The 21,457-nt window shown below is 66.3% G+C and carries 22 protein-coding genes, 1 tRNA gene and 1 riboswitch; of the genes, 14 read left to right on the plus strand and 9 right to left on the minus strand.

From position 1 onward, the window contains the following. Window positions 1–140 precede the first annotated feature (140 nt). The 4 genes from AC1DFU_RS05395 (at window position 141) to AC1DFU_RS05410 (ending at window position 3,826) form a co-directional block, all read left to right on the plus strand. Window positions 141–1,412 carry an MFS transporter gene (locus tag AC1DFU_RS05395; protein ID WP_441591316.1) on the plus strand — a complete coding sequence of 424 codons (1,272 nt, stop codon included), beginning with the start codon at window positions 141–143 and terminating at the stop codon, window positions 1,410–1,412. Between the two features lie 46 nt (window positions 1,413–1,458). Then, entirely contained in the window at window positions 1,459–1,992 is a 534-nt protein-coding gene (locus AC1DFU_RS05400; protein ID WP_092293648.1) for a hypothetical protein, read from the plus strand. A 96-nt stretch (window positions 1,993–2,088) separates the two neighbouring features. Next, complete coding sequence (locus AC1DFU_RS05405; RefSeq protein WP_441591317.1) at window positions 2,089–3,681, plus strand: diguanylate cyclase domain-containing protein; 1,593 nt, start codon at window positions 2,089–2,091, stop codon at window positions 3,679–3,681. A 58-nt stretch (window positions 3,682–3,739) separates the two neighbouring features. Then, window positions 3,740–3,826, plus strand: a tRNA-Leu gene (locus AC1DFU_RS05410). Window positions 3,827–3,928: 102 nt separating this feature from the next. Here AC1DFU_RS05410 and AC1DFU_RS05415 read toward each other — a convergent pair. The 3 genes from AC1DFU_RS05415 to AC1DFU_RS05425 form a co-directional block, all read right to left on the minus strand. After that, window positions 3,929–5,230 carry a D-amino acid dehydrogenase gene (locus AC1DFU_RS05415; protein ID WP_441591318.1) on the minus strand — a complete coding sequence of 434 codons (1,302 nt, stop codon included), beginning with the start codon at window positions 5,228–5,230 and terminating at the stop codon, window positions 3,929–3,931. A 163-nt stretch (window positions 5,231–5,393) separates the two neighbouring features. Next, a riboswitch (glycine riboswitch) is annotated at window positions 5,394–5,492 on the minus strand. A 58-nt stretch (window positions 5,493–5,550) separates the two neighbouring features. Continuing rightward, the gene (locus AC1DFU_RS05420; protein WP_441591319.1) at window positions 5,551–6,102 is read right to left on the minus strand and encodes a cytochrome b/b6 domain-containing protein; all 552 of its coding nucleotides are present in this window, start codon (window positions 6,100–6,102) and stop codon (window positions 5,551–5,553) included. 2 nt (window positions 6,103–6,104) lie between these two features. Continuing rightward, complete coding sequence (locus tag AC1DFU_RS05425; protein ID WP_092293641.1) at window positions 6,105–6,371, minus strand: PepSY domain-containing protein; 267 nt, start codon at window positions 6,369–6,371, stop codon at window positions 6,105–6,107. Window positions 6,372–6,590: 219 nt separating this feature from the next. Here AC1DFU_RS05425 and AC1DFU_RS05430 point away from each other — a divergent pair, with 219 nt between their 5' ends. After that, complete coding sequence (locus AC1DFU_RS05430) at window positions 6,591–7,601, plus strand: LysR family transcriptional regulator (protein WP_092293639.1); 1,011 nt, start codon at window positions 6,591–6,593, stop codon at window positions 7,599–7,601. A gap of 21 nt (window positions 7,602–7,622) precedes the next feature. Here the strand turns inward: AC1DFU_RS05430 and AC1DFU_RS05435 are convergent, their stop codons facing one another. After that, complete coding sequence (locus AC1DFU_RS05435; protein ID WP_092293637.1) at window positions 7,623–8,129, minus strand: DUF6630 family protein; 507 nt, start codon at window positions 8,127–8,129, stop codon at window positions 7,623–7,625. 33 nt (window positions 8,130–8,162) lie between these two features. Next, window positions 8,163–8,852 carry an ArsR/SmtB family transcription factor gene (locus AC1DFU_RS05440; protein ID WP_092293635.1) on the minus strand — a complete coding sequence of 230 codons (690 nt, stop codon included), beginning with the start codon at window positions 8,850–8,852 and terminating at the stop codon, window positions 8,163–8,165. A 125-nt stretch (window positions 8,853–8,977) separates the two neighbouring features. Here AC1DFU_RS05440 and AC1DFU_RS05445 point away from each other — a divergent pair, with 125 nt between their 5' ends. Genes AC1DFU_RS05445 through AC1DFU_RS05475 form a run of 7 tightly spaced genes read left to right on the plus strand, consistent with a single transcriptional unit; the run spans window position 8,978 to window position 16,262 of the window. Next, the gene (locus AC1DFU_RS05445; protein WP_092293633.1) at window positions 8,978–9,946 is read left to right on the plus strand and encodes a Bug family tripartite tricarboxylate transporter substrate binding protein; all 969 of its coding nucleotides are present in this window, start codon (window positions 8,978–8,980) and stop codon (window positions 9,944–9,946) included. Window positions 9,947–9,970: 24 nt separating this feature from the next. Beyond that, entirely contained in the window at window positions 9,971–10,927 is a 957-nt protein-coding gene (locus AC1DFU_RS05450; RefSeq protein ID WP_441591320.1) for an NAD(P)H-dependent flavin oxidoreductase, read from the plus strand. A gap of 12 nt (window positions 10,928–10,939) precedes the next feature. Continuing rightward, window positions 10,940–11,671, plus strand: a complete 732-nt coding sequence (locus tag AC1DFU_RS05455) for an enoyl-CoA hydratase/isomerase family protein (protein ID WP_092293628.1) — start codon at window positions 10,940–10,942, stop codon at window positions 11,669–11,671. Between the two features lie 6 nt (window positions 11,672–11,677). After that, window positions 11,678–12,877 carry a CaiB/BaiF CoA transferase family protein gene (locus AC1DFU_RS05460; protein WP_441591321.1) on the plus strand — a complete coding sequence of 400 codons (1,200 nt, stop codon included), beginning with the start codon at window positions 11,678–11,680 and terminating at the stop codon, window positions 12,875–12,877. A gap of 33 nt (window positions 12,878–12,910) precedes the next feature. Beyond that, window positions 12,911–13,681, plus strand: coding sequence for an enoyl-CoA hydratase/isomerase family protein (locus tag AC1DFU_RS05465; protein ID WP_441591322.1), 771 nt, complete (start codon window positions 12,911–12,913; stop codon window positions 13,679–13,681). Then, window positions 13,678–15,300 (plus strand): AMP-binding protein, encoded by a 1,623-nt coding sequence (locus tag AC1DFU_RS05470; protein WP_441591323.1) that lies wholly within the window; start codon window positions 13,678–13,680, stop codon window positions 15,298–15,300. The genes AC1DFU_RS05465 and AC1DFU_RS05470 overlap by 4 nt, the downstream gene beginning before the upstream one ends. A gap of 20 nt (window positions 15,301–15,320) precedes the next feature. Next, window positions 15,321–16,262 carry a hydroxymethylglutaryl-CoA lyase gene (locus AC1DFU_RS05475; RefSeq protein ID WP_441591324.1) on the plus strand — a complete coding sequence of 314 codons (942 nt, stop codon included), beginning with the start codon at window positions 15,321–15,323 and terminating at the stop codon, window positions 16,260–16,262. Here AC1DFU_RS05475 and AC1DFU_RS05480 read toward each other — a convergent pair. Further along, window positions 16,248–16,883, minus strand: coding sequence for a MarR family winged helix-turn-helix transcriptional regulator (locus AC1DFU_RS05480; protein ID WP_092293617.1), 636 nt, complete (start codon window positions 16,881–16,883; stop codon window positions 16,248–16,250). The two genes, AC1DFU_RS05475 and AC1DFU_RS05480, sit on opposite strands and share 15 nt — an antisense overlap. 208 nt (window positions 16,884–17,091) lie before the next feature. Between AC1DFU_RS05480 and AC1DFU_RS05485 the strand changes: the two genes are divergently transcribed. Further along, the gene (locus AC1DFU_RS05485; RefSeq protein ID WP_092293615.1) at window positions 17,092–18,216 is read left to right on the plus strand and encodes a porin; all 1,125 of its coding nucleotides are present in this window, start codon (window positions 17,092–17,094) and stop codon (window positions 18,214–18,216) included. Between the two features lie 150 nt (window positions 18,217–18,366). Here the strand turns inward: AC1DFU_RS05485 and AC1DFU_RS05490 are convergent, their stop codons facing one another. Next, window positions 18,367–18,768 (minus strand): hypothetical protein, encoded by a 402-nt coding sequence (locus AC1DFU_RS05490; RefSeq protein ID WP_441591325.1) that lies wholly within the window; start codon window positions 18,766–18,768, stop codon window positions 18,367–18,369. A gap of 166 nt (window positions 18,769–18,934) precedes the next feature. Here AC1DFU_RS05490 and AC1DFU_RS05495 point away from each other — a divergent pair, with 166 nt between their 5' ends. Continuing rightward, window positions 18,935–19,354 (plus strand): hypothetical protein, encoded by a 420-nt coding sequence (locus tag AC1DFU_RS05495; RefSeq protein ID WP_255370773.1) that lies wholly within the window; start codon window positions 18,935–18,937, stop codon window positions 19,352–19,354. 84 nt (window positions 19,355–19,438) lie between these two features. Here the strand turns inward: AC1DFU_RS05495 and AC1DFU_RS05500 are convergent, their stop codons facing one another. Both AC1DFU_RS05500 and AC1DFU_RS05505 read right to left on the minus strand, forming a co-directional pair. Then, window positions 19,439–20,413: a Bug family tripartite tricarboxylate transporter substrate binding protein gene (locus tag AC1DFU_RS05500; protein ID WP_441591326.1), complete on the minus strand. Its 975-nt coding sequence runs from the start codon at window positions 20,411–20,413 to the stop codon at window positions 19,439–19,441. A gap of 26 nt (window positions 20,414–20,439) precedes the next feature. After that, window positions 20,440–21,318, minus strand: coding sequence for an isocitrate lyase/PEP mutase family protein (locus AC1DFU_RS05505; protein ID WP_441591327.1), 879 nt, complete (start codon window positions 21,316–21,318; stop codon window positions 20,440–20,442). Window positions 21,319–21,457 lie beyond the last annotated feature (139 nt).

Here is a 21,457-nt window from a genome sequence, read left to right on the forward strand (position 1 = left end):
GTGTTGGGATTAAAGCACGGCTCGGCCCCCGCTGCCATGACCACCACGCATGGCAGGAGGGCGGAAATGTCGCTTGAGCCTGCGCCCCCGATCGCCTGAAATAGAGCGATCTCCCAACCCGATCGTCCCATCCTCCCGACATGACCCAACGCCCCGCCTCCCATGCCGCCGGCGCATTGCCGACCGGTTCGCCACCCTGGTGGCGCACCGCCTGGTTCCTGCTGCTGGCCGGCGGGCTGGTGATGGGGCTGGCGCTCGGTGCGCGCCACGTGCAGGGCCTGTTCATGCTGCCGATCGTCACGGACCGGGGCTGGACGCGCGAGACCTTCGCCTTCGCCATGGCCGTGCAGAACCTGACCTGGGGGCTGGCCCAGCCCTTCACGGGCATGGTGGCGGACCGCTTCGGCTCCGCCCGGGTGATGCTGGCCGGGCTGGCGCTGTACGCGGTCGGCCTGTTCCTGATGGCACAGGCGGCCACGCCGGCGGCCTTCGTCTGGTCGGCGGGGCTGTGCGTGGGCGTGGCGCTGTCCGGCACCACCTTCGGCGTGGTCTACGGCGCCTTGAGCCGGATGATCGCGCCGGCGCAGCGCAGCCGGGCGCTGGGGCTCGCCGGAGCGATGGGTGGCATCGGCCAGTTCCTGCTGGTGCCGGGCGCGCAGGTGATGATCCTCCAGGCCGGCTGGCGCGGCGCGCTGGTGATCCTGGCCGTGACCGCCGCCGCCATGCTCCCGCTGGCGCTGCCATTCCAGGATCGGACGCACCCCGCCAGCGGTGCCGGTGCCGGGGGCGCCCAGCCGCCGCTGCTCGGGGCGGTGCGCGAGGCCTTCCGCCATTCGGGCTTCTGGCTGCTCAACCTCGGCTTCCTTGCATGTGGCTTTCAGTTGGCTTTTATCGCCAATCACCTGCCGGCCTACCTGCGGGACAAGGGCATGCAGCCGTCCGAAGGCATGGCGGCGCTGGCGATCATCGCGCTGGCCAATATCGCCGGGACGTACTGGTTCGGCGTGCTGGGCGGGCGGCATTCGCGCAAGTATCTGCTGGCCGGTATCTATTTGGTACGAACGGCGGCGATGGCGCTGTTCGTGCTGCTGCCCCTCAGCGCCGCCACGCTTTACGGGTTTGCGGCGGTGATGGGCTTCCTCTGGCTCGGCACCGTGCCGCTGACCAGCGGCATCGTCTCGCAGGTCTTCGGCGTGCGCTACATCACCACGCTGTTCGGCTTCGTGTTCTTCGGCCATCAGCTTGGCTCGTTCCTCGGGGTCTGGCTGGGCGGGGTGGTGTTCGAGGCCACGCGCTCCTACGACCTGGTGTGGATGGGGGCGATGGCGCTCGGGGTGGTAGCCGCCGCGCTGCACTGGCCGATCGACGACCGGGAGATCGTCCGCGCGGGCTGGCCGCAGCCGCAACGCTGAGTTCGGCCGGCTGGGCTATGCTTGGCATGGACTCTGGAGACATGCCATGCCCAACCCGATTTCCGGGCGCGCCGTCCGCGTCGCCCTCCTTGCCGCCCTGGCCGCCGTGGTCCTCGGCGGCTGCGCCACGCTCCAGCCGGTGCAGACCGCCCAGTCGATGCTCGGCAGCCCGCAAAGCTCGGTACGCGAGACATTCGGCAACCCGACCGAGACCTACCAACTGGCCGACGGCACCCAGCGCTGGATCTATTCCAAGCAGCCCTACGGCTTCGAGGTCTACGCGGCCGACTTCGACGCCGCCGGCAAGCTGGCCGGCTTCCGCCAGACCCTGACCGAGAAGGAGATCTACGAGGCGCGCCCCGGGGTCTGGACCAAGCGCGACATCGCCGAGCGCTTCGGCCTCCCGCGCGAGCCGGTGCAGTACTTCGCCCTGATGAAGCGCGAGGCATGGAGCTATCGGATGTACATGGCCGGCAACCTGCCGGCGCACTTCAGCGTCTATTTCGATGACGCCGGCGTGCTGGACCGCACCATGATCATCATGGACTCGCGCGGCGGGGACCGCAGCCGCTCCAAGTAAGTGAGGGCGATGGGGTGGCGCCCCGGCTAGCCCCTATAATGGGGCGCCTCCGCCATGTCGGGCGCGGCGGCTATTATCAGGTTCCCCGCCGTTCTCATGCCCTCGTACCCTCTTGTCCTTTGCCTGACCATAGCCGTGGTGTGCAGCGTGGGCATGGTTATCGCCACCTGGCCGCGCCGCGACGATCCCACGATCAAGGCTTTCCTCGTGCTGGCCGGCGGCGTGGCCATCTGGAGCGGCGGCCGGCTGCTCGAAGTCAGCTCGACCGATCTGGACGGGCGCATCTTCTGGGCCAAGGCCCAGTACGCGGGCATCGTGATGGTGCCCATCGGCTGGCTGGTGGCGATGATCCACCTGAGCCGGCCGCGCTACGTGGTGCCGTGGTCGCGCCTGTGGCTGCCGGTGCTGGCCGCCGTGGCGTCGGTGGTGATGGTGCTGACCAACGAGCGGCATCACCTGATCTGGACGCGCATCGACCTGATGCCGGCCGGCGTCTCGCCGGGCGCGATCTTCCACCATGGCCCCGGCTACGTGGTGGTGGCGGCGTGGACCTACTTCATGCTGCTGCTAAGCCTGGTTTTCCTGCTCACGGCCGAGGTGCCCAATGCGGCGCTGACCCGGGGGGGCCGGGCCATCGTGGCCAGCAGCTTCACCTTGCCGCTGCTCACCCACATGGCCTACCTGCAGCGCTGGACCAGCCCGCTCGGCGGCGACCTGACCCCGGCCACGTTTTCCCTGATGACGGTGGTGGTCTGGATCTGTGCGCTGCGTACCCATCTGGACGACATCGGCCACTACGCGCGGCTGCGCGTGTTCGACACGATTGGCGACGGCTGCGTGATCGTCGACGCGAAGGGGCGGCTCGTCGAGTTCAACCCGGCCGCCCTGCGGCTGGTGCCCGACCTGCGCCGGGGGCAGCCGATGCCGGCCGTATGGGACGAGGCGCTGCGCCAGCCGCGCGAGGCGGGGGCCGACGTCGGCGCCATCCCCTACATTCCCCAGGGCGCGCACTACGAGGTGACGGCGGAGCCGGTGATGCGGCTGGACGGCAAGCGCATCGGCACGCTGGTCTTCATGCGCGACATCAGCCGCTACCAGTCGCGCGAACTGGCGCTGACGGCCCAGCTCGGCCAGACCGAGGCGAAGCTCTCGCGCGTGGAGGCGGACCTCGACATCGACGCGCTGACCGGCATCCCCAACCGGCGTTTCTTCCAGCGCGAGTCGCTGCTGGCCGTGACCCGGGCCTACGAGGCGGGCGAGCCGATCGGGCTGCTGATTCTCGACGTGGACCTTTTCAAGCAATACAACGACCTGTACGGCCACCCCTGCGGCGACGATTGCCTGCGCCGGGTGGCGACCGCGCTGACCAGCGTGCTGGTGGGCGAGCAGTTCTGCGCGCGGCTGGGCGGCGAGGAATTCGCGGTGGTGCTGCCGGACGCCTCGCAGGACGAGACGCGCAACGTGGCGCGCCGCATGGTGGCGGCGGTGCGCGACCTGGAGATCCCGCACAACGGCACGCCAGTGCAGCCCTTCGTCACGATTAGCGTGGGCGCGGCCTGTACGGTGCCGGACGCGCCACGGCTGGAGCCGCTGCTGCACCGCGCGGACAGCGCGATGTACCAGGCCAAGCGCGCCGGGCGCAATCGCTTCGTCCAGGACGGGAAGATCTACATGGGCCTGCAGGCATAGTGGCACGCGCAGGGGCTTGCAAAATCCGCAAGCTCCTGTAGAATGCGCCGCTCACCTTGCCCAGGTGGCGGAATTGGTAGACGCACTAGGTTCAGGTCCTAGCGGTGGCAACACTGTGGAGGTTCGAGTCCTCTCCTGGGCACCAAGATTGAAGAAAAAGGCCCCGCGCAAGCGGGGCCTTTTTCGTTGGCGCGATGGTTGTCTCCCCTCTCCCTCAGGGAGAGGGGCGGGGGAGAGGGCTGGCGGTTCAGGCAGCGATATCGCGTCCGGTCACGCCGGCCCTCTCCCCCAACCCCTCTCCCGCAAGCGGGAGAGGGGAGAAAGCACGCGGTACCGCCGCCTGCCGGATGACATCGCCCACCATCTCGGCCGTCACCGCCGACAACGTCCACCCCAGATGCCCGTGGCCCGTGTTGTAGAACACGTTGGCCTGCCGTCCGCGCCCCACGCGCGGCATCATGTTCGGCATCATCGGCCGCAGCCCTGCCCACGGCACCACGCTGCGCGTGCTCACGCTGGGGAAGCAGGTGTTGACCCAGTCGATCAGGGGCCGGATGCGGTCCGCGCGGATGTCGCGGTCGATGCCGTTGAACTCGGCCGTGCCGGCCACGCGGAAACGGTCCACGCCGAGCCGGCTGGTCACGAGCTTGGTCTCGTCGTCGAGCAGGCTGACCGTGGGCGCCGCAGTCTGGCTGGCGGCGTCGGGCAAGTTCACCGTGATCGAATAGCCCTTCACCGGGTAGATGTTCACGCGGTCGCCCAGTTGCGTGGCGAACTGCCGGCTGGCCACGCCGGCGCAGACCACTACGGCGTCGAAGGTTGTCGAACTTGTCTGATTACCGTCGCGGACGGTGATGGTGACCGTGCGGCCGTCCGAGTTGACCACCTGCACGTCCTGGCTGTAGCGCGTGACCACGCCCAGCCGCTGGGCCGCCGCGGCCAGGCCGGAGGTGAACTTGTGGATGTCGCCGGTGGCGTCGCTCTCGGTGTAGTAACCGCCGTAGTACTGGCCGGCCAGCGTCGGCTCGATCGCACGCATTTCCTCGGGCGTGACCGCGCGGCGCGGCAGGCCGCCTTCGGCCAACAGCGTGGAGACCTCGCCGGCATGGTCGAAGCCGGCCTTGTCCCGGTAGATATGGAGGATGCCCTGCCGCTTGAGATCGAAGTCGATGCCTTCCGCCTCGGCCCAGCCGAACAGGTGCGCGCGGGCGGCGATGGCCAGGCGGGCGGTCTCGATCGTGTTGGCCCGGTAGTGCGGCATGGCGGCGATGAACTCGGCGAACCAGCTCAGCTTGTGCCAGGTGGGGCGGGGGTCCACGAGCAGCGGCGCGTCGTTGCGGAGCATCCACTTGATGCCCTTGACCAGCGTGGAGCGGTGGGTCCAGACCTCGGCGTTCGACGCGGAGAGCTGGCCGCCATTGGCGAACGAGGTTTCCATGGCGGCGTAGCGATGGCGCTCGAGCAGTGTGACCGCGAAACCACGTTTGGCGAGGGCGTAAGCGGTCGTCACGCCGGTGATGCCACCGCCGATGACAGCGATTGTCTTCATGTTGTCAGGTCTTCCAGGACGTCGTGGATGGGGGGTACGTGGCGCACCATGCGCGACGCACGCCCCCTCTGTCCTTGACCTGAGAGATTCACGATGCGCGCGGGCGCATCGCTTGCTCCTTCGGTACCGTCGGCTGACGCGAGCCGGGGTTCTTCAGAGTGCAATGGCGTTACCGGTCCTTTGGCCTGAGAGTTTCCGGGGCGGTTGCTCCTTCGGCGCCGGCCTGCCGGGCGGCAGGCACAGTCTCTCCCGATAACGCGGGTAAAACGGGTACGACGGGGGCACTATGCCACGGGCATCGCCGCCTCAGCAACCCCCGGCTAGTCGAGGCTGCGCGGCTTGCGGCCGGTAATCATCGCGCCAATCAGGTTTTCCTTGCCGGCCACGCTGGCGATGATAGCCACCAGCGCGTGCACCACCACCAGCCCGAGCAGCGTGTTGGAGAGCCAGCGATGGATGTCGATGGGCCAGTCCTCGCCCCAGAACGCGTCGAAGCGGGAGAGCCAGCCGGTAACGGCGAGCAGCAGGATCAGGGTCCACATCGCCAGCATCATCACCGCGCCGAGCGGGGTGTGGCTGATGAAGCGCGGCGTGCGGCGCCGGGCCATGGCCCGGGCATGGGCCAGCACGCCGGCGGGGCGCGGCAGCCAGGCGCGGAAGCGCGCGTGTTCGCTGCCGATGAAGCCCCAGAGAATGCGAAACAGCACAAGTCCGGCGGCCACGTAGCCCAGCACGCGGTGCATCTGGTCGCCGGAATCGTCGATGAGGTCGTAGCAGACGATGGCCGCCACGCTCCAGTGCGTGAGCCGCACCACCACGTCCCAGACGCGGAGCGTGGTGGTATTGCGCAGCTGGCCGGCCGGCACCGACATGCTTACTTCTCGATCTCGGACTTCACGATGTCGAGCGTCTTCGTGTCGAAGTAGATCTCGGCCTTCTTGCCGTCCTTGGTGGTGCCATAGATCTCGTAGCAGTTGCCGTCCACCTTGAACTTCTTGATGTTGTAGCCCTGGGCCGCGATCTTGGCCTTGGCGTCGGCCTCGGGCATCCATTCGGACTTCGGATGCTTGTCGCACTTGGCGCCCGCGAAGGCCCCCGTGGAAAACGCACCGGCGATGAGAAGTACGGCCACTTTCAGCATTGCAGCTCCCGCAAGAAGCCCCATCCGGGGCGGATGCCGGAATCGTACGCGGTAACAAGAACAATTCCCAATCAATGTTTTCCCGCACGATGACCTGCATCAAATGCCGTGCGCGCCGCCCGGCGCGGCGGCTATCGGCGTGAACGTCGGCAGCGGGATTGTCCGGGCTGTGGGACAATTCCGCCTCGCCCACACGGCGTGGGTGACGAAGGTGTCTGCATGAAATCGATCGACTGGAAAGACTGGGAAATCTTCTGCCGCGTGGTGGAAGGGGGCGGCTTCACGCAGGGCGCCGAACTGGCGGAAGTGCCCAAGTCATCGGCCAGCGCGGCGGTTGCCCGGCTGGAAACCCAGCTTGGTGTGCGCCTGTTCGAGCGGACCACGCGGCGCGTGCGCGTGACCCAGCGCGGCCAGCAGCTCTATGACCGCGTGGCGCCCCTGTTTGGCGAGTTGCGCGAGATCAGCGCCGAGGCCGCCTCGGTGAGTGCCGAGGTCAGCGGCACGCTGCGCATCGCCACGCCTTACGAGGTGGGTTCGCAGCACCTGTCCGCCTCGCTCTCCAGGTTACTTAAGCTGCACCCGTCGCTGCATGTGGAACTGGACATGAGCTGGGACCAGCCCGACCTGATTCGCCACGGCTATGACCTCGCCTTCGTCATGACCGACACCAACCTCCACGACAGCTCGTTCGCGAGCAAGCGCGTGGTGCTGATCGAGCGTGCGTTCTATGCGGCGCCCGCGCTGATCCGCGAGCACGGTCTGCCGCGCGCGCCGCAGGACCTGAAGGGCTGGCCGACGCTCGGCAACCTCGACGATGTGCAATGGGAATTCCTGCGCGATGGGGTGGAAACCTTCGCCATGGACGTCTCGCCGCGCATCTCCACGCATAACGCTGAAGTCCGGCTCAAGGCCGCGCTGGATGGGCTGGGCGTGGCGCGCATGTCGCCCCGCTTCGTGCACGAGCATCTGGTGCACGGCCAACTGGTGCGCGTGCTGCCCGGCTATACGTCGTCGCCGCTGAAGGTGTACGTGCTGATGCCCGCGCGCAAGCTGATGCCGCCGAGCGTGCGGGCCTTCCTCACTGTGCTCGAGGAAACGCTGGGCGTGCCGGAGACCCGGCGCCCGGCACCGCGCGCCAAGGCGCTGGGGGGCACGGATGGATCGGACAGCGCCGACATCGCCGATACCCCGGACGGTGACGGCGGCGCGGTGGTGATCGGGCTCGACTGAGTTTCCAGGCGAGCCGGTCGGTCAGTAGGGCTGGTCGCCGGGACGGATGTCGAAGCCGAGCGTGTCGGCGATCTCGAGTATCTCTTCGTCGTCTTCGCTGCGCGTGATCCAGCCGCCGTAGGCGTCGCCGCCGGTATCCCAGTTCCAGAGCGTGTAGCCGGCCATGCGTAGCTGCGTGGCGACGATCTCCATGAGCTCGGGCACGCTCGTGCCCTCCAGGAAGTCTTCGTCCTCGGTGTCCTCGGTGCCCCAGTCCACCTCGAGGTCGATCCGCTCGCAAAGCTGGTTCAGGCAGCCGATAAAGGACTCGGCGTCTTTCCAGTCGACATAAAAGCCGGATTCCCAATCGATGATGTCCTTGACCTGCCACAGCAGGCCGGCGGCATCGATCTCGTCTTCCTCGGCGTCTTCCAGCGCTTCCTCGAACAGCGAAAACTGCCGGCTGGTCTGGGCGCTGTCGCCGAGGTTAATCAGCGCGAATAGCCGGCTGATGGCGTCTTGCGCGTCGTCGTCCAGTTCAATTGCCATCTGCTCCTCCTCTGGCTTCGGTATTCATATCCGTCAGGCTGCCACGTTCACGATTTCGCGCTGGCCGCGAGGCGTCACGCGCAGGGCGCGCGACGTGTCCGTACGCTCGATCCATCCGCGTGCCAGCAGGCTGTCGAGCAGCGCCGCGCCGAGCGCCCCGCCCAGATGGGGCTTGCGTTCGCTCCAGTCCGGGCAGGTGCAGGCGAACTGCCGGCGCTTGCGGCGGGTGGCGCCCAGGTCGATGCCAAGCTGCCCCATCGCCTCTGCGCCGGGGGCGCTGAGGTCGACGGCGCTGCCCGACACGATCAGCCAGCCCGCTTCGGACATTCGTTCGAAAAGACCCACCGCAAGTTCCCCAGCCAGATGGTCATAACAGGTGCGAGCCTGCCGCAGCGCCGGCGGCGCCGTGCGGGAGACCGGCACGGCACGCACGCGCGGCGGCTGGCTGGCCAGCGACGCCGACGCAAGCGCCTCGATGGCCACACCAATTTCCGGCGTGGCCAGCCGGTAATAGCGATTGCGCCCACGCGTCTCCACGGCGAGCAGGCCGCCTTCGGACATGCGGGCGAGATGGCCGCTGGTGGACGAGGCCGACAGCCCGGCAATCATCGCCAGTTCGCCGGCCGGCCGCGCGCTGCCATCCATCAACGCCCACAACATGGCCGCACGGCCGGGGTCGGCCAGCAGCCCAGCAAGCTGGCTGATGCCAGGAGCGTATTCCATAGTTCAGTGCGGAGTGAAACGACGGATGAAGTATAGAGCGAGATGCGTACAACCATATAGTGGACAAACGCAACGATATAAAATACTATGTCCACAAATATCCAGGCAGTTCTAATAAAGGAGACATGATGTTGCGCCTGATGATGTACTCGCTGTGGACGGCTGCCCTGTTGACGGTCAGCCCTGCGCAGGCGGCCTATCCGGACCGGCCGATCGTTCTGGTGGTGCCGTTCGCGGCCGGCGGGCCGGCTGACGTGATGGCGCGCACGCTCGCCAAGTCCATGACCACGCGGATCGGGCAGACGATCGTCGTGGAGAACCGGCCCGGCGCCGGGGGGCTCGTGGGTATCTCGGGCGTGACGCGTGCCACGGCAGACGGCTATACGCTGGGCATGGCCGGTACGGGCGCGATGGTCTACGCACCGTTCATTTCTCCCAAGATGCCATTCGACCCGCTCAAGGACGTGGCCTACCTGAGCACGATGGTCTCCACCCCGAACCTGCTGGTGGTCAATGCCAGCTCTCCCTTCAAATCGGTCGCGGATCTGCAGGCAGCGGCCAAGCGCGAGCCGGAGAAGTTCACCGTTGCGTCTGCGGGCGTGGGTAGCAGCACGCACGTGGTTGGCGCGCTATTCCAGCGCGAAGCGGGCATCCGCCTGCGCCACGTGCCATACAAGGGCGGCGCGCCCGCCGTGCAGGACCTGATGGGCGGACAGGTGGACATGTTCATCGCCGAAGTCCCGGCGGTCGCGCACCTGATCAAGGGCGGCAAGCTTCGCGCGCTGATGGTGACGGACACCAAGCGGCTCGCGGCGCTTCCCGATGTGCCCACGGCGGCCGAAGCCGGCTTGCCGAAGGTGCTTGCCGCAGGGGCGTACGGCATCGTCGCGCCACGTGGCCTGCCCGACGATGTGTCCCGCAAGATCGTCGATGCCGTCACCGCCGCATTGCGTACCCCCGACCTCATCGAGAAGTTTGCCGAGCAGGGCGGTATCGCACAGTCCAGCACCCCCGACGCCTACCGCGCGCTGATCAAGTCCGAGCAGGGGCGATGGGGGCCGGTGATCAAGGCAGCAGGCATCACCGCGGAGTAACCGCTTTTGCAGAGGAATCAACAGATGAGCATCAAGACGCGAATCACCGAATTGCTTGGGATCCGCTACCCCATCATCCAGGCGGGCATGAGCTGGGCGTCGTCGAGTTCTCCGCTCGTCGGGGCGGTGTCGAAGGCCGGCGGCCTGGGCGTGATCGCGGCTGGCCCGATGCGGCCCGACGACCTGCGCCGTGCGATTCGCGAAGTGCGCGAGATTATCGATGCGCCGTTCGCGGTCAACGTCGCCCTGTACAACAAACGGGCGGCCGAGCATCTGCAGATCGTGCTGGACGAAGGCGTGCCGATCCTCATCGCGTCACAAGGCAGTCCGCGCGAACACATCGACCGCTTCAAGGCCGCCGGGGTCAAGTGGCTACACGTGGTGGCGCATCCCGACCATGCGCGCAAGGCGGCGTCCGCCGGCGTCGATGGGCTGGTCGTGGTGGGCGGCGAGGCGGGTGGACATCCGCCGCCCAGCGGTACGAGCACGCTGGTGCTGGTGCGATTGATTGCGCGTGCCGTTGACTTGCCGATCGTGGCCGGCGGCGGGATTGCCGATGGCGCGGGCGTTGCGGCCATGCTTTGCCTCGGCGCGGATGCCGTGCAGATGGGGACACGCTTCCTCCTGACCCCCGAGGCCTCGCTGCACGACGCCTACAAGGAGAAGGTGCTGGCGGCCGGGGTGGGCGATACCACGCTCGTGGGCTGGCGTGGCCTGCCGATTCGTGCGGTGCGCAATGCGTTCACCGACGAGTACGAGGCGGCGGAACGGGCAGGTCAGCCGCGCGAGGCGCTCGAGGCGCTGTTCGGCAGCCGGTCGCTCAAGATGGCCGCCCTGGATGGCGATGTCGAGCAGGGCAAGGTCGAGGCGGGCCAGAGCGCCGCGCTGATCGATGGGCTAGTGCCCGCCGGCGTGTTGGTCGAACGCATTGCGGCAGAGACGCGCGAAGCGATGGCGCGTATGGCAAATCAATGGAAGTAGAGAGGTGGGGACATGAGCGAACTGCAGATTGAGGATGTCGGCCAGGTGCGCGTGCTGCGCATGAACCGCCCGGAAAAGCGCAACGCGCTGAACAATGCCCTGACGCGTGGGCTGGTGGAGGCGTTGGCGGCGGCCGAAGCCGATGATGCCGTGCACGTCGTCGTGCTCACGGGCAATGGCTCGGCCTTCTGCGCCGGTGCCGACATCGGCGAGTTCAAGGACCTGACCTCGGACCAGATGTCGCGCGTGGAAGAGCGCGCCGCGCTGACGATGCAGTTGCATCTCAGCGTCTCGCGGATGAGCAAGCCGGTGATTGCCGCCATCAACGGCTTCGCGATGGGCGGTGGTGCAGGGCTGGCCATTGCATGCGATCTGGCCCTCGCCGCGCGCTCGGCCCGCATCGGCTATCCGGAAGTGAAGCATGGCATCGTGGCCGCGATCGTCCTGCCCAATCTGACGCGGCAGATTGGCCGCAAGGCGGCATTTCACCTCGTGGCCACCGGCGAATCGATCGATGCGGAGCGCGCTGTCGCGCTGGGCATGGTCAACGCCGTGCATGACGACCACCTGCTGATGGAGGAGACCATGGCGCTGGCCAGTCGTCTGGCCGAGGTCAGTCGTGCGGCCATGGCCACCACCAAGCAGACGTTCCACCGCGTTGTGGACCTGCCGCTGGAAGCGGGTCTGGAGGTCGGGCGCGAAGCCAACAAGCGCATGCGCAGCTTCGTGCGGACGGAGCGGTAGCGCGCCATGAACAAGCCACTCGAACACATCACGATTCTCGACCTCTCGCGGGTGCTGGCCTGCCCGTTCGCCTCGATGATCCTTGCGGAACTCGGTGCCACGGTGATCAAGGTCGAGCAGCCCGGCGCCGGTGACGAGACCCGCAGTTTCGAACCGCAGGTGGAGGCCGAGGGGGGGAGCGAAAGCGCCTACTTCATGGCGTTCAATCGGAGCAAGCAGTCGATCACGATCAACCTGCGCAATGAGGCGGGGCAACAGATCGTGCGGGATCTGGCGGCCAAGGTCGATGTGGTGATCGAGAACTTCCCGGTCGGCACGCTCAAGCGCTATGGACTCGGCCCCGAGACGCTGCGCGAGATCAATCCGAAGCTGGTCTATCTTTCCTGTACCGGGTTCGGGCAGACCGGCCCCTACGCCGCGCGCAAGGGCTACGACACCGTGTTCCAGGCGATGGGCGGGCTGATGAGCCTGACCGGCGAGCGCGGCGGTGGGCCCGTGAAGCCCGGCTTGCCGATGGCAGACCTGACGTCCGGCCTGTGGGCCGCCATCGCCGTGCTCTCGGCGCTGCAAGGCCGCAGTGCGTCAGGGCAGGGCTGTCACATCGATCTTTCGATGTTCGACGCACAGGTCAGCCTGCTCACGCTGGCGGCGGCGCGTTGGTTCACGCTGCACGAAGTGCCGCCGCGCATGGGCACGGAGCACCCCGGCCGCGTGCCATCGGCGAGTTTCCAGGCTGCGTGCGGCCGCTGGCTCCATATTACGGCGAGTGACCAGCACTGGGTGCCGCTCTGCCAGGTGCTGAAACTCGAGACATGGGGCGCCGATCCGGAACTCCAGACGAACGCCGGCCGCGTGCGCCGGCGCGATGAAGTGATGCAGCGGCTGACCGAGGCCATCGCGGCGTGTGAGGGTGCCGCGCTGTGCGAGGCCATGGACAACGCGGGTGTGCCCGCCGGCCCGATCAAGTCGGTGGATGAAGTCCTGTCCGATCCCCATGTGCAAGCGCGGGGCATGGTGGCGGAATTCGATCATCCTGTCATCGGCACGTTTCAGGCGCTGCCAGTGCCGCTGCGCTTCGACGGCTGGGACAACCCCGAGGTGGGACGGCCCCCGCTGCTTGGCGAGCATACGGGCGACGTGCTGCGCGACTGGCTGGGCATGGACGCCCAACGCGTGAAGGCCCTGCGCGAAGCCAAGGCCATCTAAGGCGTAGCCAGACCGAGGCGTATCGAGATAACCATGACTGAATCGAACGAAACGGGCACAGCCCCCGCCGTGCTCTACGCGGTGGAAGGCGGCGTTGCCACCATCACGCTGAACCGGCCGGATAGCCGCAATGCGCTGAACCTGGCCATGTGCGAGGGGTTGCAGGCTGCCGCCACGGCGGCTGCCGCCGATCCGGACGTGCGCGTGGTGCTGGTGCGCGCTGCCGGTCCGGCGTTCTGCGCCGGCGCCGACCTCAAGGAGCGCAAGACGATGGATGAAGCGCAGGTGCTGGCCCGCCGCATGCGTGGATTCTTTGCCTACGACGCGCTGGAACGCCTGCCGATGCCAGTGATCGCGGTGGTAGCCGGCTCGGCGGCCGGTTCTGGCGTGGAGATTGCTGCCGCCTGCGACCTGGCTGTGGCCACGCCCGACGCTACCTTCTGGACGCCTGAGGCGCAGTGGGGCACCGTGGGTGCAACCCAGCGACTGGCGCGCATCGTCGGCAAGCGGCTGGCCAAGGACATGATGTTCACCGGACGACGCCTGACGGCGGCGGAAGCGCAGGACGTCGGCCTCGTCACGCGCGTTGTCGCGCCTGAGAGCCTGGACGCCGAAGTGGCCGCCATGGCGGCAAGCATCGCCAAGGCACCGCCGCTGGGCATGCGCCTGGCCAAACGCTGCATCGATCGCGGCATCGAGCTGGGCCCGCGCGGTGCGCTGGCGGAAGAACTTCTGGCAATCGAAGAGAACCTGGCCCGCTCCGACTGGCGGGCGGGAATTGGTGGATTTGGAGGTAGAGCATGACGTGGGAACCTCGCACATTGGCAGCAGTGCTGGCGCAGCAGGCCAGCCTGGGTGGGGCGCGGCGCGCGTTGGTCACGCCTGACGGGGCCGCCACGTGGCGCGACCTCGAAGCGCAATCGCGCCGCGTTGCCAAGGCGCTGCTGGCGCGCGGCGTGAAGCGCGGAGAATTCGTCGGCCTGCTGTGCGGTAACGATGTGAATTGGGTGGCGAGCTTCTACGGCGCTGCGCTGATCGGTGCCGTGACCGTGCCGGTCAACACCCGCTTCAAGGCTGCGGAAATCGAGTACTGCCTGCGCCAGTCCGATGTGCGGCTGCTGATCCTGGCGGACCGCTTCCTGAAGATCGATTTCATGGGTTTCCTCCGCGAGGTGGAACCCGCTGTCGACCATGAACTGCCGGGGCAGGCGCTGCCACTGCTCGGCGACGTGGTGGTGGTCGGCAACGATGTGCCGCACGCTGGGATCGGCTGGGAGGCATTTCTCGCCGCCGGCGATGCCCTGAGCGATGAAGCGCTCGCGGATGCCATGCGCGCCGTGACGCCGGATGACCTGCTGCTGATCCAGTTCACGTCGGGCACCACGGCGTACCCGAAGGGCGTGATGCTCACGCACGACAATATGCTGCGCAACGCCTCGGCTGTCGGGCAGCGGCTTGGCATCGAAGCATCGGATTGCTATTTCAACTGTCGGCCGTTCTTTCATGTGGCCGGCTCCACGCTGTCGCTCCTTTGCGCGCTGTGCGCGGGCGCGAGCATCGCCACCCTGCCGACGTTCGATGCCGGCGCCGCGCTGGCGATGATGGAGCGGGAGCGCTGCACGTTCATCTCGGGCAATGAGACGTTGTTCCAGATGCTGATCTCTCACCCGTCGTTCGACCGCTCGCGTTTGCATCTGCGCGGTGGATGGGCCGCGGCAGGCGCCGACACGATGCAGCGCATCATCGACGAGATGGGCGTCGAGACGATTTGCTGGGCGTATGGGCTGTCGGAGGCGTCGCCCAACGTCGTGATCAATGACTGGCGCGACGATGCAGCGCTGCGCGTGGGTGGGTTCGCGCTCCCGCATGAAGGCGTGGCGGTGCGGATCATCGATGAGGCGTCGGGCGTCGTCTGTGGCGTCGACGAGGTGGGCGAGATCCAGGTCAAGGGCTGGGGCGTCATGCGGGGCTACTACAAGCAGCCCGAGGCGAACGCCAAGGTATTTACCGCGGACGGCTGGCTGCGCACCGGCGATCTTGGGGCGTTGCGCACCGATGGACGCCTGCGGCTGGTCGGCCGGCTCAAGGACGTGTTCCGCGTCGGCGGTGAGAACGTGGCGCCTGCCGAAGTGGAACAGGCCCTGCTGTCCCATCCCGCCGTGGCTTCAGCCCAGGTGGTGGGGGTGCCCGACGCGAGGCTGGGCGAAGTGCCGGCCGCGTTCGTCACGCTCAAGGCCGGCGCGACGCTGGATGCCGAGACGTTGCTGGCATGGGCCAGGCCGCGCATGGCAAATTTCCGTACCCCGCGCTACGCCGCCATCGTGACGGACTTCGAGCGCATCGGCATGACCGCCAGCGGCAAGGTGCAGAAGAACAAGCTGCGCGAGCACGCCATCGCGTTGTTTCACCCGTCGAACCCATGAATCCCGCGTCGGAGACATCCATGACTGCCGAAGTCGTCCTCTGTGAGTGCTTTGCCCGCGACGGGTTGCAGCATGAGCCCGATTTTGTGTCCACCGAAACCAAGGTGGCCCTCGTCGATCGATTTGCGGCCATCGGCTTTCCCCGCGTGGAGGCCACGTCGTACTCGAATCCGAAGGTCGTGCCGCAGTTTGCGGATGCTACCGAGCTACTGCGTACGCTGCCACGCCGAGAAGGCGTGATGTACAAGGCGACATGCGCTAACGGCCACGCGGTGCAACGCGCGCTCGCGGACCTGGAGGCCGGTTTCGGGGCCACCGAGGTGAGCCTGCTGGTGTCGGCCTCGTCGTCGCACTCGGAGCGCAACCTCAAGCGCAGCCGGGACGATCAGTGGTTGAACATTCGCGCGATGGCAGATGCGGCGCGCGGGCGCTTCCGCATGTTCGGCACAATCTCGGTCGCGTTCGGCTGCCCGTTCGAGGGCCATGTCGATCCGCAGGAAGTCCTGCGCGATGTGGGGCGGTTTCGCGATGCCGGTGTCAGGTTCGTGACGCTCGGCGACACGACCGGCATGGCGACGCCCCTAACCGTGCGTGCGTTGTTCCGCGCCATGCGGAAGGCCTTCCCGGACGTTACCCCGATTGCGCATTTCCATGACACACGTGGCACTGGCCTGGTCAACTATGTTGCCGCGCTGGAAGCCGGGGTGACTCACTTCGATTGCGCGATGGGCGGCGTGGGCGGTCATCCCGCCAAGGTACAGTACGGGGGCGGACATACCGGAAACGTGTGCACCGAGGACTGGGTGGCGCTGCTTGACGCGATGGGCGTCCGAACCGGCATCGATCTGGACGGCATGCTGGCGGTTGCGCAGCAATGCGAAGCCGTGCTCGGTCGACCGTTGCACAGCCGGGTGTTGCGTAGCGGCCTGAACCCGCTACGCGCCGTATTACACGCCGCCTGAGCCACCCACGAGCCGGTTGAGGCGCGATACCAGCGAGCGGATTTCGGCGAGATCGAGGTCGGCGCCGCCACCCTGTTCCGTGGCGGCGTCAGCCGCGGGCGCCGGGGTCTCCGCTTCGTCGATGGTCTCTCCCGCGGCGGCCCGCCGCTCTTCGTCCAGCACGTCGCGCGCGCTGGTGGTGAGCATCGACAGCATTTCCATCAACTGTTTGCGCTGCTCGGCGCTGAGCGGACTCAGCAGCCGCTCGTTACGCGCGTTGGCGTCAACGATCACCTTTCGGTAGAGCGCATCGCCGGCCTTGGTCAGGCTCAGCAGCACCGCGCGGGCATCGGTATCGCTACGCTCGCTGACGATCAGTCCGCGCTCGATCAGACCCGATACGGTGCGGCTGGCATAGCTCTTGTCCAATGCGGCGCGTCGTGCGAGCTCCTTCAAGGAAAGCGGTGCGTGCGCGCCGAGCATGCCAATCGATCGCCATTCCAGCAGTGTCAGCCCGAACTTGCGCTGCACGCGCAACGATGCGCTCGCGGCGGAGAGGCCTGCCAGGTTGTGCAGACGTGAGGAGAGCAGGTCGGTAATGATCCGCGGCGCGGCACCGGCGTTGCGTTTCGTTGCGCTCATTGGCGAAGGCTCCCGTTAGTTGAATCTGTCAACGATTCTAACTGCATTGTCCACGGCAAGCGACAGATTGCCACGCCCATATAGTTGACGATGTCCATCATGTAATTTACATTGGAAACCAATTCAAGGGCGGTAAAACAAGAGGAGGAGACGGAATGGACGGCAAGGGAGCCATGACAAAGGCCAGCACGACGGGTGGGCTGACGTCATGAAGAAGATTTCCACATTTGGCATCATGCTGACGGTTGCGGGCGCCGCGCATGCTCAGACATCGGTCACGCTATACGGACTGATCGATACGGCGATTGCCTATCAATCGCATCAGGTGGCTGCGACGAACGCGGCGGGGCGCGCCACGGGCAGTGGCGGCGCTGTGGGCGTCGTGCCGGGCTTCTTCAACGGATCGCGTTGGGGGATTCTGGGCAGCGAGGACCTTGGGGGCGGTACTTCTGCGGTCTTCAGGCTGGAGTCGGGGTTTAGCCCGGATGCCGGGGTGTCGCTGCAGGGCGGGCGGTTGTTCGGCCGTCAGGCCTGGGTCGGGCTCAATGCAGACTACGGGCAGATCACGCTCGGCCGCCAGTACAGCGTGCCGTTCGATATCCTGCTCCCGTTCGACACCATTGGCTGGGGCAATACCGGCGCGAGCGACGTCTGGGTGCAGTTGCTGGAAGGCTCGCGGCTCGACAACTCGCTCAAATATCAGCAGGTCGTGGGACCGCTGAAGGTGGAGGCGGCCTACTCGGCTGGCGAACTTGCAGGCGGTGCATCGGCGGGTTCGACCTATGCGGCGGGCGTGGGCTATACCCGCGGGCCGCTCGGTCTGGGTCTGGTGGGCCAGCAGGCGCGAGATCCCGCCAGGAACAAGCAGACCAACGCCGGCGTTGGCGCGTCATACGTGATGGGTCCCGTTACGCTCCACAGCTACTACCTTTACACGCGGCGGGATGCAGCGTTCGCCCCATCCGCCAGCCAGGACTTCGCGCCGACCTACGGCACCAATGCGCAGTTCTACGCCAACCCGGGTATCACCAACATCGGCACTGGCACGGCCGCAAGAACGGACCACGTGTTCCAGTTCGGCACCACGTACCAGGTCACGCAAGCCGTGGTCGTGAAGGCGGCCGCAATCTACGATGCCGCCAACAACGTCAACGCGGCGGGAGGGAGCGGCCACAAGCTGTCCGCATTCCTCGTTGGCGACTACTTCTTCTCCAAACGGACCGACACCTACCTCGCGGCGACCTACAACAAGGTCAGCGCGAGCATGAACGGCCCGTACGGCGGACATGACGACAGCGTTGGGGTGTTTCTCGGCATGCGTCATCGGTTCTGATCCGATAATCGCAGAACCATGCAGTACTCACGGCGCCATCGATTGGCGCCGTTTTTTATCCCGTCAAGCCGGGAAGAGCAGGAGGCATGCAGGCGTAAGAACTGGGATCGAAGCAGCAGGGAACAGGCATCCTGCATTGCCGGGCAACTGTCAGGACATTGCTTCGGTTTCCTCGGTCACCGTGCTTTCGGCGATCGCGTTATCGGCTTCGGCGCCCATGTCGCCCAGGCCGATGACGATCGTGATATTGGGCATCCAGTCCTTGCGGTCGGTGCTGGCGTCCGCAAACGTGGTAACCATTGCGGTGTAGCCCTGTGCCCGGAGGTCGTCGGCCAGCCGTTGCGCGCGTGGTTCCACCACTGCCTGCGGATTGTCTTCGTTGATATCGAGTACCAGAGTGGTCTCGAATTCTTCCTTGCCCTTCTGGATCGCTGCCTGCATAGCCTTGAGCTGCTTGTTCGCGAGCGCGACGAGCTTGCTGTACCTGGATTCTTCCTGGCTGGCGCGCAGTGTCTTGGCGGCGTTGATGATTTCGGTGCGGTCCACGAACATGATTGCCTTTCGATGTGGGGGGAAAGCGGAGACGACGCTCGGGCTGGGCTTGGGCGGCCAGTTTTCCGGGGTGTCGTGACTACTGTATAAATATACAGTGTCAGATGGCTCGCCCGCAAGTGGTAGACGCGCATCATCTCGTTTTCAGCCGTGCGAGAATTCGCGCATGCATTCCCACGTCAATCGACTGATGAAGACAACCCATCTATCCCTCGCCGCATTGCTGATCGCCATCGTGTCCGTGGCAGGATGCTCGGACCGCAACGCGTCTTCACAGAAGACGGCAGACACGCCAGCTACGGCCAGCGCACCGCGCACCGATGAATGGCTCGGCAAGTGGACGGGCCCCGAAGGCACGTTACTCGAGCTTGCCGGCGGCCATGGCAAGTACGACGTCACCGTGCAGAACCTCGATGGCCCGCGCCAGTTCGAGGGCCGGTATGCCGACGGCGCGATCGAATTCGAGCGCGACGGGACCAAGGAGGTCATTCGCGCCACCAACGGCGCCGAGACCGGTATGAAATGGCTCGCCGGGAAGAAGAACTGTCTGACGGTTCGCCAGGGCGAAGGCTACTGCAGGGATTGACCGGACGGCCGCTCGTAGTGTTACCTGCGCCGTTCATCACGATGAACGGATCCAAGCCCGGGCGCGGCCACGGCAGTGCCGTGTTCATTCGAGTTTGATGCCGGCTTGCGAGACGATCTCCTTCGCTTTCGTACTGTCGTTCCGCACCAACGCGCCGAATGCCGCGCGGGTTTCCGTTCGCGGTTCCTGGCCCTGGACCACAATGGTGTTGCGCACGTCCGGGTCCTGCAGCACCCTGTTGATCTCCTTGTTGAGGCGTTCCGCAATCGCCGGCGGCAGGTTTGGTGGCGCGAACACGCCGTACCACTCGACCTGATGGAAATTCGGGTAGCCGAGTTCGGCCAGCGCCGGCACGTTTGGCAGGACCTGGCTGCGTTTCTGCGATGTCACGGCGAGCGCGCGCACCTTGCCGGACTGGACAAGGCTGATGGCCGATGCCACCGACGTTCCCGCGAGGTCGACATGCCCGCCCATCAGGTCGGCAATGGCGGGTGACGAGCCCTTGTACGGCACGTGCTGAAGCTTGATGCCCGCCGTGTTCTGCAACATCACCCCGGCCACGTGCGCTACGCTGCCGGTGCCGGATGTCGCGAAGGAAACTGGCTTGCCGCTTGTTTTCGCGGCAGCCGCAAGCTCGGCCCAGGTCTTGTACGGCGACGAAGCGTTGACGAGCAGCACCATCGGCGCTTCCACGGCAAAGGCGATCGGCGTCAGGTCTTTTACCGGGTCGAACGTCAGCTTCATCAACCAGGGCGCCAGCGCGACGTTGGCGGTCTGGCCAATGACCAGCTCATATCCGTCCGGCTGCGCGCGCGCGGCCTCGGCCAACCCAAGGGTGCCGGCCGCGCCCGGGCGGTTTTCGGGCACCACCCGCCACCCAGGGACTTCGGATAGCCTGGCGCTGAGGGTGCGTCCGATAAAGTCTGTGCCACCGCCGGGGGTGGACGGAATCACCATCCGGATGGGCTTCGTGGGTTGCCACTCCTGGGCCGCAACGCCGGGAGCAAAGTTGACGAGCATCGCGCCCGCGAGCACGGCTGGCATCAGGGCATTCTTCATACATTGTCTCCTCGGTCGATGGGGCTTTAGCCCTCGGTGTAGCGAGCTTCTTGCGCGATTGCCTCGTGCAAGCCAACAAAATCGTTGTATTCCTCGAATGGCGTGAGCATGTGGGCGATGGCGCTCACGTCGCCGCCGCTGCGCAGGAACGTTTCCATCATGTCCTTCACGGCCTTGTGCATCGCCAGCAGCGGCTCGACGGGACACAGTGCGAACCCGAAGCCGAGTTCCCCAATCTGTTTCAGCGTGAGACGAGGGCTCTTGCCCGACGTGACCATGTTGAACAACAGCGGCTTGCCAAGCGGCTTGAGCTGGCGGCTGATCTCCCGCATCTGCTCCGTGCTTTCGACCGCATCGGCATAGAGTCCGTCTGCCCCGGCCTCCGCATAGGCGATCAGGCGCGCGATGGCGTCATCCAGGCCATTGACCGCGATGGCGTCGGTCCGCCCGACGATGAAGAAATCGGGATCCTGCCGTGCATCGACCATGGCGCGCAGCTTCTGCACCATCTCGTGACGGCTGATGAGCTGTTTGCCCGCGAAGTGGCCACATTTCTTCGGGAGCGACTGGTCTTCCAGGTGCAGGCAAGAGGCGCCGGCCTCCTCCCAGAGCCGGATGGTGCGCTGCACATCGAGCATGCCGCCATAACCGGTGTCGGCGTCGGCAAAGACGGGGAGGGTGGTGGCACGGCAAACACGGCGGATGTGCTCGAACATGTCGCGCTGGGACAGCGCCCCCATATCCGGTTCGCCAGCCTCGACGCCACACGCGACGAAGCCGCTGACAAACAACGCCTTGGCGCCGGCCGCTTCGGCCAGTTTCGCGGTAACCGCGTCGTAGGCACCCATGCAGACAAAGGGGTCGCCGGCCTGGAACAAGGCTCGGAAGCGCTGGTTGCGACTCATGGAAAGCTCCGGTGTATAGGGAATGGTAGCGCTATCATAGGAAGAGTTGGTAGCGCTACCATATAAGCGATTTCCCGATAAACCTTGCTGCTACACTGCGAAAGCCGCAAGCGGTCTAACGTCCACTATCTCAATGTCT

The organism is Cupriavidus sp. 10L45, assembly GCF_056395225.1.